6 protein-coding genes are annotated in these 14300 nt (G+C 66.8%); 5 read left to right on the top strand and 1 reads right to left on the bottom strand.

The window, feature by feature from the left end; all coding sequences use genetic code 11:
- The first annotated feature begins 66 nt into the window (after positions 1-66).
- The 5 genes from H293_RS0147410 to H293_RS0147430 all read left to right on the top strand — a co-directional run bounded on the left by H293_RS0147410 (position 67) and on the right by H293_RS0147430 (position 13376).
- Positions 67-1271 (top strand): IS3 family transposase gene (locus H293_RS0147410; RefSeq protein WP_106968526.1). Its coding sequence is split into 2 segments (ribosomal slippage): positions 67-358 and positions 358-1271, totalling 1206 coding nucleotides; the frame shifts between segments, so codons are not numbered across the junction.
- A gap of 227 nt (positions 1272-1498) precedes the next feature.
- Positions 1499-5077 carry a LamG-like jellyroll fold domain-containing protein gene (locus H293_RS0147415; protein ID WP_020124770.1) on the top strand — a complete coding sequence of 1193 codons (3579 nt, stop codon included), beginning with the start codon at positions 1499-1501 and terminating at the stop codon, positions 5075-5077.
- Between the two features lie 129 nt (positions 5078-5206).
- Positions 5207-11719, top strand: coding sequence for an RHS repeat-associated core domain-containing protein (locus H293_RS52185; protein ID WP_051138276.1), 6513 nt, complete (start codon positions 5207-5209; stop codon positions 11717-11719).
- A gap of 3 nt (positions 11720-11722) precedes the next feature.
- Positions 11723-12289 carry a hypothetical protein gene (locus H293_RS0147425; protein WP_020124772.1) on the top strand — a complete coding sequence of 189 codons (567 nt, stop codon included), beginning with the start codon at positions 11723-11725 and terminating at the stop codon, positions 12287-12289.
- 649 nt (positions 12290-12938) lie between these two features.
- On the top strand, positions 12939-13376 hold the full coding sequence (locus H293_RS0147430; RefSeq protein ID WP_259294741.1) for a hypothetical protein: 438 nt from the start codon (positions 12939-12941) through the stop codon (positions 13374-13376).
- A gap of 587 nt (positions 13377-13963) precedes the next feature.
- On the opposite strand, the gene H293_RS0147435 is transcribed toward H293_RS0147430, so the two are convergent.
- A partial coding sequence (locus tag H293_RS0147435; RefSeq protein WP_020124774.1) for a transposase occupies positions 13964-14300 on the bottom strand: 337 nt, incomplete at its 5' end.

Raw genomic sequence — 14300 nt, forward strand, 5'->3', positions numbered from 1 at the left:
GGGCCTTGACCCCTGATGTTGGACACACGAGACACTGGATCCTGAGGATCTGAGAACGGACATCTCGTGGTCATGAAGAACTACCCGCCGGAGTTCAAGGCGGACGCGGTCGCGCTGTACGAGTCGCGGCCCGAAGCGACGATCAGGTCGGTCGCCGCTGATCTGGGGATCAATCCGGAGACGCTGCGGAACTGGGTGAGGGCCGCAGGAGTAAGCCGTCCGCGGGGACGCCGGACGCAGGAACCGGTCCAGCCGCCGACCCCGCTGGAGGCTGAGAACGCGGCCTTGCGGAAGAAGGTCCGTGAGCTGGAGGAGGAACGCGAGATCCTCCGCAAAGCGGCAAAGTATTTCGCCGGGGAGACGCGCTGGTGAACCGCTTCCAGTGTGTCGCCGATCTCCACCGCCGCTACGGCGTGAAGCGGCTGTGCGGCATCCTCGGCATCAGCCGCTCGAGCTTCTACTACTGGCGCCGGACAGCTGCGGACCGGGCCGCCCGGCAGGCGGCCGACGCAAGGCTGGCCGCCCGGATACGGGCCGTGCACCAGGACTCGGACGGCACGTACGGAGCCCCGAGAATCACCGCCGAACTCCGCGAGACGAGCGGAGAGGCACTCAACCACAAGCGCGTCGCCAGGATCATGCGGGCGTTCGGCATCGAAGGGGTCCGGTTGCGCCGCCGGCACCGCACCACCGTCGCAGACCCAGTGGCGGCCAAGGCGCCGGACCTGATCGGCCGCGACTTCACCGCCACGGCTCCGAACACGAAGTACGTCGGCGACATCACCTACCTGCCCATCGAGGGCGGGAAGTTCTGCTACCTGGCGACCGTCATCGACCTCGCCTCCCGCCGTCTCGCCGGCTGGGCGATCGCCGACCACATGCGAACCGACCTTGTGACCGACGCCCTGGCCGCAGCGGTCCGCACCCGAGGCAGCCTGGCCGGATCGATCATGCACACCGACCACGGAGCTCAGTACACGAGCAGGGCCTTCGCCGAAGCCTGCAGGTCAGCAGGGGTGCGGAGGAGCATGAGCGCGGTCGGATCCAGCGCGGACAACGCACTCGCCGAGTCCTTCAACGCGACCTTCAAACGCGAGACCCTGCAAGGACGAAAGAGCTGGCCAGGCGAGCGTGAGGCCCGCCTCGACGCGTTCCGATGGCTCAACCGCTACAACACCCGACGCCGACACTCCCGCCTCGGGCAACGATCACCGATCGCCTTCGAGAACGCCTTCTACCGCACACCAACTACGCTGGCACGAGTCGCATAACCCGTGTTCAGGATTCGGGGTCAAGGCCCTCATTCTCATGCTCATGGCAAAGGTTGCATCAAGCAAAAGTCATGACTGGGTCGTGAACTTGGGGTGGGGTTGTGAGTTTGAGACGGGGGCGTCGCGCTGGCGGCGTGCACGGAAGACCGATACGGACGCTGGTTTCGGCTGTGGCTGCGGCGGCAGTGCTGGCGGCTCTGCCTGCTTGGGGGCCGGTTTCCCAGGCGGTGGCGGACGAGGCCCAGCCTCCGCTGTCGGAGGGGCAGAAGGCGCTCGCCGAGGCCCAGGAGTCGGGGAAGCGGGTCGAGGTTGCCGGGGAGCGGTCGGAACGTTCGACGGTTTTCGCCAACCCGGACGGCTTCACCTTCACATTGGAGGAGTCCGCGGTTCCCGTGCGGGTGCCCACGGCCGGCGGGGGGTGGCAGGCGCCGGACGCCACCTTGGAGGTCCGTGGGGACGGAACGGTGGCGCCGAAGGCTGCGGCTGTCGAGATGGAGTTCTCCGGCGGTGGGACGAACGAGCCGCTGGTGAAGATCTCCGACACGGGACGGTCGCTCCAGATGGGCTGGCCCGGCACACTCCCCAAGCCAGAGCTGGACGGGGCCAGCGCGGTGTACGCGGACGTGCTTCCGGGCGTCGACCTGAGGATCACGGCCTCCGTGGAGGGGTTCCGCCACATGCTGGTGGTCAAGACTCCTGAGGCCGCCGCCCAGGAGGAGCTGAAGCAGATCGACTACTCGTTGAAGGCGACCGGCCTGAGTCTGCTCAAGGGGAAGGCGGGCAATCTCACCGCGATCGACGACGACGGCAACCGTGTCTTCCGGGCTCCGCCCGCCCAGATGTGGGACTCCGCCGGTGCGGCATCCGGTGCGCAGCCGACCTCCCTGGCGGCCTCGGTGGATGCCACGGAGGCTGAGGGCTCGGATCCCGCGGAGGTGGGTGCCTCTTCCGCGGAGGGCTCTGAACCTGGCGCGGGTGACACCGTCACCACGATGGACGTGAAGGTCTCCGCCGACGCGCTGACGGTGATCCCGGACGCGGAGATGCTGGCCGGGACGGAGGCGTCGGCGTTTCCGCTGTACATCGACCCGACGGTGACCTGGGGCGAGTCCGAGCGGACACTGCTGCGCAGTGACGGCTACGAGTCGTACGGCTGGGGCAACGGCGACGACGGCCTGGGCAAGGGCGCGGGCAAGTGCGGTACCTGGAACGGCTATTACTGCGGTCCGGGCTATGTGCAGCGGCTGTACTTCGAGTTCTCCCCGGCGAGCTTGAAGGGCAAGAAGGTCCTGGATGCCACGTTCCGGGTGACCGAGCCGTGGGCGTTCCAGTGTGACCCGCGCTGGGTGGACCTGGTGCGCACCAACAACATCTCCTCCTCCACCACGTGGTCCTCCCGGCCGAAGGCGCTCGACCTGATGGGCGACCGGAACGTGTCAGCGGGACGCGGCTCGCTGTGCGATCCGGACTCCCCGGACGCGCCGATCGAGTTCAACGACAACCCGGAGGAGACGAACGAGAACCTCACGCCGACGGTGCAGAACTTCGCGGCGGGCAAGTTCTCCCGGCTCACCCTGGAGGTCCGGGCGCACGACGAGTCCGACACCAGCGCCTGGAAGCGGTTCAAGAACGACGCCGTGCTGGCGGTCGACTTCGTCGGCCTGCCTGCCAAGCCCACGGGCATCGGCCTGGTGACCGGCTCAGGCACGGTGTGTGAGACAACCGAGTCGGACCCGGCGATCGTCTCCGACCCGACCCCGGCCCTGACAGCGACGGCACAGACAGCATCGGGCGGCGAGAAGGACGCTCAGTTGCGGGTCTACTTCGACCTCGACCACAAGAACAGCGACAACACTTGGTCGGACACCACGGCCGGCAACGGCGACCTGAGCCCCTCCAGCGGGTATGTCGGCGACGGCGTGAAGCTGACCAAGTCCTGGTCGACGCTGACCGAGGGCAAGCTGTACCGGTACCGGGCCTGGGTGCGCTCGTACTACAACAGCGGCGGCAGCTACCTGTCGGGACCGTCGAACGCCTCGACGACAGGCTGGTGCTACTTCAAGGTCGACCCGACCGCGCCCAAGGCCCCGAAGATCACCGTAGGTAGCCCATACTCCGCCTGCACCGACACGGCCTGCGCGGCGGGAGGCGGCCCAGGCCAGAAGGGCACCTTTACCTTTGCCCCGGCCACGGGTGACTCGAACGTCGCCTACCAGTACAAGCTGTCCCCCGCGGACGCATGGTCAACGGCCATCAACGGATCGACCGCATCGAAGGACATCACGCCCGATAGCTCCGGCACATACAGCCTGTATGTGCGGGCGAAGGACACGGTAGGCCGCTGGGGTGCCCAGAACGTGGTGGACTTCCTGGTCGCCGCGGGCGAAGGGCCGGTCGGACGCTGGCACTTCGACGAGGCGGGCGGCACCGCCCTGGATTCCGCGACCGGCGACGGCAACGACGACGCGACCCTGGGGGGTGACGCGAGCCGCGATGACCGCGGTCGTCGCGGGCTGGTCACTCACGATGCTGAGGGACAGCCCCTGGAGAACGCGGTGACGGACAAGGGACTGGTCCTCAACGGCACCACCGGCTACGCCGCGACCAGCGGGCAGGTCCTGGAGACCCGCTCCTCGTACACCGTCGCCGCCTGGGTACGCGTCGATCCGCAGGCAGATCACACCCTGACCGTGCTGAGCCAGAGTCCGACCACCAGTCCGTGGACGCAGAAGTACAGCCCCTTCTACCTGTCGTACGGCGCTGGAGGCGACAACACCTGGAGCATGCGGGTGCTGTCCACCGAACCCGCCTACCACGAGATCAGGTCCAAGCAGCCCTCGCCTCGCGGGGTGTGGACCCACGTGGCAGGCGTCCATGACGCCACCAGCAAGACGATCAGCCTCTACGTGAACGGCGTCCTCCAGGGGAGCACCGACGCCGGTCCCGCATGGGACGCGGACGGGCCGCTGCAAATCGGTCGCGTACTGCACGCCGACGTCCACAAGGACTTCATGCACGGCTCGATCGACGAACCCGCCGTGTGGCAGCGCGCCCTGACACCGAAGGAGGTCCACGACGAGGCCCGCCTGCTCATCTCTGACAAGTACGCCGGTGCGGAACTCGTCGCGGACTTCTCCGCGGCCCGCGGCAGCGGCACCACGATGGCCGACACGACCTCCGGCTACGGCAAGGCGCTCACGCTGACAGGCGGTGCGTCGATCGATGGCGAGAGCATGGTCCTGGACGGCGTCGATGACGCAGCGACTGTCGCAGGGCCGCTGGTGGACGACAGTGCTTCGTTCACCGCTACCACCCTGGTGGAGCTGGACGCGGCAAAACTTGTCACCAAGAGCGTCGGCTATACGGGGCAGGTCATCGGTCAGCGCACCGGCGATGGCTCGGCCTGGGGTCTGTGGTACGAGCTGACCGGCAAGGACACGGTCCTGGACGAGGAGACGTTGGAGGAGACCACGGTGCCGGTCGGCGTCTGGCACTTCGGCCGGCTCAACGCTGACGGCTCCTTCTCCTCCGTCGTCTCTGACGAAGTCGCCGCCGTGGACAGCCCGGTGCGGTTGACCGGGGTCCACGACTCGGTCGACGGGACGATCAGCCTCTACCTGGGCTACGGGCAGAACGGTGACGCCAAGGTGTACACCGCAGAGATCGGCAGCGGCGACTTCGCCGTCGGCAAGGGCTTCACCGGCGGAGTGTGGACGCACTACCTGCCCGCCAGGGTCGCTGAACTGCGCCTGTGGGCAGGGGCGATGGCGAGCCCGGAGCAGGTCGAGGTCCGCGTGGGCGACTGACCTTCGCGGAGGGACGGTGCGGCGCCGTCGTTGCGGCGCCGCACCGAAGCACAGCACATCAACTTGGCGGCCTTTCACGGCTCTGTCGGCCTTTCATAACGCGGCGCAACGGGGTGGGAGCGGACAATCATGGCTTTTGGCATATCCACATCAAAGAGAGTGCGGGGCGGCGGAAGACAGCGCGCCGGGGCGATCGTGACGTTCCTGGCCCTGTCTCTGGTGGTCCCGACCGGCCTGGCCCCCGTGGCACAGGCCGCCGACAAGGGACTCGGTCGAACGGACGTTCCCGATCAGCGCGTGAGCAAGGTCAAGGAAGTCGACGGGCCCGGCGCGAAGGAAGCCCGCGCGAAGGTGGCCAAGGACAAGAAGGCCAACGCAGAACGCGCCCGGCAAGCCCGTGCGGAGCGGGCGGCGGCCTGGCCCGAGCAGGGTGACGCGCGCGTCGAACTGGACGCCGGCAAGCGCGCCCAGGCAGAGCCCGGCGGCCTTCCCGTCAGCATCGCTGGGGCCGGAGTCAAGAACGGCGCCGCATCCGGCACCACCGCACGGATCACGGTCCTCGACCAGAAAGCCGCCAGGGACGCCGGCATCACCGGTGTGCTGCTGACCGCCGAGGCGGACCAGGCAGGACAGGCCGAACTCGGCATCGACTACAGCGGCTTCGCCTCGGCAATCGGCGGCGGCTGGGCCTCCCGGCTGCGCCTGGTGCGCCTCCCCGGCTGTGCCCTGGACACGCCGGAGAAGGCCGCGTGCCGCACTGCCACCCCGGTCAAGTCCGACAACGACCTCGCCGACCAGACCATCACCGCCTCCATACCACTGGCCGAGACGAGTGACGGCCCCTCGGCACAGTTGGCCGACGCGGCCACCGCGGAGACGGCGGTGTTCGCCGTGACCGCGGCCGACCCTGGGTCGGGTGAATCCCCGTCGGGCGCCGGCGACTACTCGGCCACCGAACTGTCGGAGTCCTCCTCCTGGGAGGCGGGCGACAACTCCGGTTCCTTCACCTGGAACCACGACTTCAACATGCCGCCCGCTGCAGCCGGCCCGACGCCGGAACTGTCCCTGTCCTACGACTCGGCAAGCGTCGACGGCCGCACCGCCACCACCAACAACCAGGGCAGCGCGGTCGGTGAGGGCTTCAGCCTGAGCGAGTCCTACATCGAGCGGTCGTATGGCTCCTGCGACGACGACGGCCACGAGGACGTGTTCGACCACTGCTGGAAGTACGACAACGCCCAGCTGGTCCTGAACGGCAAGGCGACCCGCCTGGTGAAGAAGTCCGGGGACTGGGAGAGCACCTGGCGGCTGGAGAACGACGACGCCTCCACGGTGACCCGCTCCACGGGCGCCGACAACGGCGACGGCAACGGCGAGTACTGGACCGTCATCACCGGCGACGGCACCAAGTACGTCTTCGGCCTGAACAAGCTTGACGGCGCCGCCGACCAGCGCACCAACTCCACCTGGACCGTTCCCGTCTTCGGCGACGACTCCGGCGACCCGGGCTACGGCAACGGCGACTCCTTCGCCGACCGCTCCGTGACCCAGGCGTGGCGCTGGAACCTCGACTACGTCGAGGACACCCACGGCAACGCCTCGACCTACTGGTACGCCAAGGAGAACAACTACTACAAGAAGAACAAGGCCACCACGGCCAACGCCTCCTACACGCGCGGCGGCTACCTGAAGGAGATCAAGTACGGCCTGCGCAAGGGCGCGCTGTTCACCGACGACGCGGATGCCAAGGTGACCTTCAGTCACTCCGAGCGGTGCACCGCCTCGGACTGCTCGACGCTGACCAAGGACACCGCCAAGAACTGGCCCGACGTCCCCTTCGACGCCATCTGCACCGACGGGGACACCGACTGCCTCGGCAGCGGACCCTCGTTCTTCTCCCGCAAGCGCCTGACCGGCATCGACACCTCCTCCTGGAACGCCACCACCAGCGTCTACGACCCGGTGGACTCCTGGGCGTTCACGCAGGAGTACCTGGACGGCGGGGACATCGGAGACACCTCCGATCACGTCCTGACACTGAAGTCGATCAAGCGGACCGCCAAGGCCGACGACACCGTGATCGCCCTCAACCCGGTCTCGTTCACCTACCAGTGGCGGGAGAACCGGGTCGACGGCACCGACGACATCCTGCCGCTGACCAGGCCCCGTATCTCCACCGTCACCTCGGAGACCGGCTCGATTACCACGGTGACCCTGTCCTCGCCGGAGTGCGTGCGCAGCGAGGTGACCGGCGCGGCCGAGGACGCCAACACCCGCTCGTGCTACCCGAAGTACTGGAACATCAACGGCTCTTCCGAGGCGTCGGTGGACTGGTTCCACAAGTACCGGGTCGAGGCCGTCGTGGTCACGGACCCGGCGGGCCACAACGACGCGGTCGAGTACGCCTACGACTACAGCGGCGCGGCCTGGCATCACAGTGACGACCCCTTCACTCCGAAGGCCGAGCGCACCTGGTCGGACTGGCGCGGCTACCGTGAGGTCACCGTGTACACCGGCGCCACGAGCACCACGCGTTCCAAAACGGTCTCCCTCTACATGCAGGGCATGAACGGCGACAAGAAGAAGGACGGCACCACCCGCTCCGTCTCACTCAGCCCGCTGGCCTCCCCGTCGATCGGCGTCGCGAGCATCACCGACAGCGACCAGTACGCGGGCACGCGGCGCGAGCACGTCACCTACAACGGCTCGACGCCGATCACAGTTGAGGTCATCGACCCGTGGTCGAAGGAGACCGGACGGCAGAGCGCGCCCGACGCCGCCGACCACGTGGCCCGCTACGTCCGTACGGCCAAGTCCACCACCCACCAGTACCTGACCACCGCGAACACCTGGCGTGCCCGCGCGATCGCCACGACGTACGACGACTACGGCATGCCGGTCACGGTCGACGACTCCGGTGAGGTCGGCAAGGGCGGCGACCAGACCTGCACCCGCACCTGGTATGCGCGCAACGGCGCGGCCGGTATCAACGACCTCGTCTCCCGCATTCGTACGGTCGGACAGTCCTGCTCGGTGGCCGACACGAGCCTGAGCCTGCCGGCGAACCCGGAGACCCGCGGCGATGTCCTGTCTGACACCGCCACCGTCTACGACAACACCTCCGCCACCACTTGGTCCGCTTCTCAGACACCCACCAAGGGCGCGGCCACCTGGACCGGCCGCGCCACCGGCTACGCTGCCACCGCCGGCTCGGACGGACTGCGCGCGGCCTCGGGTTGGCAAACGACCTCGACCACCACGTACGACACCCTCGGCCGCCCGGCCGACGTCACCGACGCCGACGGCAACACCACCAACACCGCCTACACCCCGGTTGCCGCAGGGCCGCTGACCAAGACGATCGTCACCAACCCCAAGGGCCACAAAGTCACCAGCTTCCTGGACCACAGGCACGGCCAGCCCCTGCGCGTGTACGACGCCAACCTGAAAAAGACCGAGACCACCTACGACGCTCTCGGTCGCCTGACAGCGGTCTGGCAGCCCAACCGCAACAAGGCCGCGGGCTACAGCGCGACCACCAACTACGCCTACCGGATCAGCAGCACCGAGCCGTCCTGGGTCTCTACCTCGACCCTCAAGAAGGACGGCGAGACCTACAACACCACCTACGAGCTGTACGACGCGATGATGCGCCCGCTGCAGACCCAGTCCCCCACGCCGCTCGGCGGCCGTGTCCTGACCGACACCCGCTACGACACCCGCGGCCTAGCCTACGAGACGTACGAGGACATCTTCGACAGCACAGCCACCCCGAACGGTACCTACACCCGCGAGGAGTACGGCGAGGCACCCACCCAGACCGAGACGGTGTACGACGGCGCGGAGCGGCCGACCACCAGCACCCTGTACGTGTACGGGGTGAAGAAGTGGTCGACCACCACCAGTTACACCGGTGACTCCACCGCCACCACCGCCGTCCAGGGCGGCTCCGCAACTCGCACGATCACCGACGCCCGCGGTCGGACGGTGGAGACCCGCCAGTACACGGGCACGAGCCCGGCCGACCCTCAATTCGGCGGCGGCGCGGGGACGGCCTCGTACGCCACCACCAAGTTCCAGAACACGCTGGACGACCAGCAGTCCCAGGTCACCGGTCCCGACGGCGCCAAGTGGACGTACACATACGACCTGTTCGGCCGCGAGGCAGGCGTGGACGACCCGGACAAGGGCACAACCGAACTCGACTACGACAAGCTGGACCGGCTCACCCGGACCACCGACTCCCGTGGCAAGAGCATCATCACCGGCTACGACGTGCTCGGCCGCACGACGGGCACTTGGACCGGCTCGAAGACCGACGCCAACCAGCTGACTGCCTTCACCTACGACACTCTGCTGAAGGGCCAGCCGGACGCGAGTACCCGCTACGTCGGCGGCACGACGGGCAAGGCGTACACCGAGACCGTCACGGCGTACGACAGTCTGTATCGTCCCACCACAACTGAACTGACCCTGCCGGACTCCGACCCACTCGCTGCGGCGGGGGCGGCCAACCTTCAGTTCGAGAGCAACTACAACATCGACGGCACCCTCCAGAGCGCCAAGGAGCCCGCCCTCGGCGGCTTGCCTTCGGAGATCGTCGACTACGGCTACACCGGCACCGGCCAGGTCACCTCCGTCGGCGGCAGCACCGGCTACCTTCTCGACGTCGACTACTCCGCCCTCGGCCAGGCCCAACAGCTCGTGCTGGGCACCGCGAACACCGAGGAGCACAAGAAGGCGTACGTCACCAACACCTGGGAGGAGGGCACCGGACGGCTCCTGGGCAGCCACGTCACGGACCAGACCCACCCGTACAAGCTGCAGAACCTCGTCTACACCTACGACCAGGCGGGCAACGTCACCTCCATCGCCGACACCAGCACCCTCGGCGGCACCGCCGCAGCGGAGACCCAGTGCTTCGCCTACGACGGCCACCGGCGCCTGACCGAGGCATGGACACCCGCCTCGCAGAAGTGCTCCGACACCCGCAGCGCCAGCAGCCTGAGCGGGCGGGCCCCGTACTGGACCGGCTATGCCTACAACGACGCTGGCCAGCGCACAACGGAGACCAAGCACACCGCCACCGGCGACACCACCACGACCTACTGCTACAAGAAGGCGGACCAGCCCCACGCCCTGACCGGCACCAGCACCAAGGCGGACTGCACTGCCCCGGAAGACGCCTACGAGGTCGACAGTACCGGCAACACCACCAGTCGTCCCCACGGCACCGCCGCCCAGGCCCTCGCCTGGTCCGACGAGGGCAGGCTGAACACCCTCACCGAAAACGGCAAGCCGACGGACTACCTGTACGGAGCCGAAGGCGACCTCCTCATCCGCGCCACCGAGGGCGGAGAGCGCGTCCTGTACGTCGGTGCGACCGAGCTGCACCTGCGGGCGAACGGCAGCACCTGGGCCCAGCGCCACTACGGCTCGGGCGGCCTGACCGTCGCCGTCCGGTCCAATGAGAGCGGCGCTAACGAGCTGAGCTATCTGGCCGCGGACCAGCACGGCACGGCCACCCTCGCCATTGATGCCACGGACCAGACGTTCTCCCGGCGCTACATGACCCTGTTCGGCGCGTCCAGGGGCAGCGTCAGCGGGTCGGCGTGGCCCGACGACAAGGGATTCCTCGGCAAAACCAACGACACCGGTACAGGACTCACCCACGTCGACGCCCGCCAGTACGACCCCGAGCTCGGCCAGTTCATCAGCGTCGACCCACTCCTGCAGACCGGCGTGGGCCAGACCCTCAACGGCTACAGCTACGCCGTCCAGAACCCGGCGACCGTCGCCGACCCCTCCGGCCTCGGCGTCCCCGAGTGCAACGAGCCGCAGAAGTATGGCATCACGTGCCGGGGTGGCATTCCGGTCAGCACCAGCAAGAAGACCACCAGCAGCAGCGAGGGTCCAGTACGAGCCTGCCGCTGCGGAAAGCGCCCCACGCTCGTCAAGGGCATGAAGCCCACCGGCCTCGGAGGCACCCCGGGTCGCCGCAACCTCACCCTGCCCTCGACCCCGGCGCCCAAGGGCTGGCTCAAGACCACCCCGCCCAACCCGGGTCCCGCGCCCAAGAAGGACGACGGCTTCTGGGGGAGCCTCAAGAACGGCGACTGGGGAGGTGCATGGGACAGCGTCAAGAACTCCGATGTCGGGCAATGGGTCGGTGACCATTGGGAGGACATCAAGCTCGGCATCACCGTCGTCGGGTTCGGAGCATGTCTCGTGGTCTCGGCAGGAGCATGCGTGATCATCGGGGTGGCCGGAGCCACGGCCTCATACGCCGGCGACGCGTTCAAAACCGGCACGATGGACTGGGCCGGATACGGCAAAACTCTGGCCTGGACCGTCGGTGGTGGCGTCATGGCGGGTGGTGCCGCTCGGGCGATGGGGGCCGGGAGCTGGCGCGGCGCCTTCACCGGGAACGCGATCGAGCGAGCCACTGTTAAGGTTCCGGCGTACAGAACGAAACTGGGATACGGCGCCGGAGTCGGCGGTGGCCGCAAGGGTGTCGTCACCTACTCGGCCAGCGTGGTCGACACCGGTAGAACCGCCCTGAACGTCGGCGTGAACTCGCAGCTCTCATGGGGGTTCTGCGGCGCTGGCAACGCTAGTGCACTGTCTGGCAGAGGGTGTTGAGCAATGATGCGGGAACGGCTTCAGACCCAGGATCGGCGGCGCGTTCTGCGTCGTCGCTCCTGGCCTGTCCTGAGCTGGAGCGGAATTGGCTTCCTGTGGGCCCTGTACCTTCTGGCCCTGCTGTCTTTTCTGGCTCACGAGAACTACCGCGATGCACTACTCGTGGCAGCGGTCATCTCGGCGATCACGGCCCTTTTCCGCAGGATCGGAAGCTGCCGGATAGTCCTCCTGGATGACGCGATTCTGGTCGAGAATCCCATCATGGCCTATCTGGTTCCCTATCGGGATGTGCGCGGAGTGCACACGGCTTCTGGTGGTGGGCTGGAAATCGAGACCCACCGAGAGGGGAGTGTCCGGCCCTTCGCCTTCGGTGGCTCGCTGGTCGACGCCTTCTTCAAGACGAGTCAACGAGCTGCGGCGGAGATTCAGGTCGATTTCGCAAGGAAGAGGAATCCAACGGATTCAGGAGCGGAAGAGAAGACGACCCGGAGCATTCGCTCTTGTCGGTTTGCGGATTCCCTGCTCGTCTTGGCACTGCTTCTGGCCGTAGGTGCGGTCTCGTTCACCTGACGTCGAACACATCGGCTCGTGGTGTGCCGGAGGGACGTCGGCACACCACGTCCGCTGACCCGGCGTTCCTGGCTGATTTTTTTCGGGATCGTCATCGTAGGCATGGGGATTGGGATGAGTGTTGCCGTGCTCTCGGGGACTTCCGGACCGGATGGCAGGGAATACTTACATTTCTGGCACTCGCAGGAGTGGCTGGACGAGTTTCGAACTGCAAAGTGATCCTGTGTGATGACATGCTCATTGTAGTGAATCCTCTGCGCGGTCATGTTCTTCCGGCAACCATAATCCGCGGCGTCTCGGTTTCCGATGACGGAACGCTGGAGGTCCATCTCGATAAAGAGCAGTCTGTCTCGGTATTTGCGGTTGGGGGATCTTTCTCCACCACTTCATGGGATCAAGCCGAGAAGCGGAACGAAAGATCAACGGGTGGCTTGACGCCCCCGTGCGACAGATGAAGCCCAGACCGCCCCACAGGTGCGCTGGACACGGTGTACGTATGGCGATATCTCTCTTGTCTTCTGTGCTGTGATATCAGGTGCCGGTGCGATCTGGATGGCGCTTAGCGGCAGTTCATAGCACGGGTCTTCCAGGTGAGACTGCCGCGGGAGGCAGCCTGGGCGACTCCGGCCGGCGGGAGGACGATTAGCTCATGATGGATTCCGGTCGACGTCCCTCCGTGAAAGCGCTCGATGATTCGAAGCGGCTGCCCTTGCTGGTCAGATGGCGCTTGCGGAGGGAGCGGAGGAGGAGGCGAACGGGGGTTCTGGTGTTCGCCGAGATCAGGGAGCCACTTCGGAGCCTGACGTACAAGGCAGGCATCGCGTCTCTCTGGGAGAACGGCGTTGAGCTCTGCTCCCGCAGCCGCGACGCGAAGATGCCCAAATTCGTTGAGCTGCCGCCCGGCCTTCACCAGTTCGAGTTCAAGGTGATACGCGTGAGGGCAGGGAAGAGTACCTCTTCTCACAGGGCAGTGGACCTGAAGGAGGGTGAGATCCTGGTTGCGTTGTGTGATCCTGTCCAATCGAACGTCTTCTACAGGCGGAGCCCCGACATGGATACCTGGGTAGTCGGAGTCCTTTCGCCGTAGGATCGTAAATTGTTCGCGTGCTGAGCTTTGAGGCGTCTTCAGCGGATGAGGCCGCATGCGAAGGAGACTGCCCAAGGCGGTCGTTCAGGCCCCTTCGCGATTGGGGCCTGAACGGTTAAGAAGGCCGCCTGGCGCGTATCGGTTCGAGTTCAAGGTGCTGCGAGTGAGGGCAGGGAGAGCACCTCGTTCCAGGAGCCCGTGGGCCTGAAGGCAGGACAGATCCTGGTCGCGTTGTGTGATCCCGTTCAGTCGAACGTCTTCTACAGGCGAAGTCCGGACGCGGATACCTGGGAAGTCGGAGTCGTTTCGCCGTAGGTTCGCGGGAAGAACGCGCGGACAGCTCAAAGGGGTAGCCGTTCAGGCCCTGCGGGATCGGGGCCTGAACGGCTACCAAGTGGGGGACCTCAATGGCACTGCTCGCCCTCCGGTTGCCCCTCCGGCAGTGATCAGCGCCGCCGTCCATGCTGCGGTTGTGGGAGGGGGGTTGTGGCTGCTTCGTGGACGGGAGCGGTGGAGCGCTGGGCAGACATGTTCCCCAGTGCTGTGCTGCGGGCCTGTGCCGCGCGGGCTCGGGCGCTAGTGCCGCATCAAGCAACGTTTGCCCTGTTCACGATCTCGCGTAGGCGTTCGTCGGCCGCGTGCTGGTTCCGCCAGATGATGTATCGGCGGATCATGCTGCCCTGCTCCTTGTGGCTGGCGTGGTCGGTGCCGTCGAGTGCGAAGTAGCGCAGGGCGGTGAACTGGGCTTCGATGCGGTTCAGCCAGGAACTGTTGGTCGGCGTGTAGGCGAACTCGACGTTGCTGGCTGCGGCCCAGTCGCCGACCCGGGTGTCCTTCTTCGTGGTCAGGTGCGGGGAGAAGTTATCGAGCACGATCGCGATACGGATCTCGGGCGGGTAGAGACTGCGCAGGTAGCGGCAGAAC

It is taken from the genome of Streptomyces canus 299MFChir4.1 (assembly GCF_000383615.1).
GTDB classification, from domain to species: Bacteria; Actinomycetota; Actinomycetes; order Streptomycetales; family Streptomycetaceae; genus Streptomyces; species Streptomyces canus_C.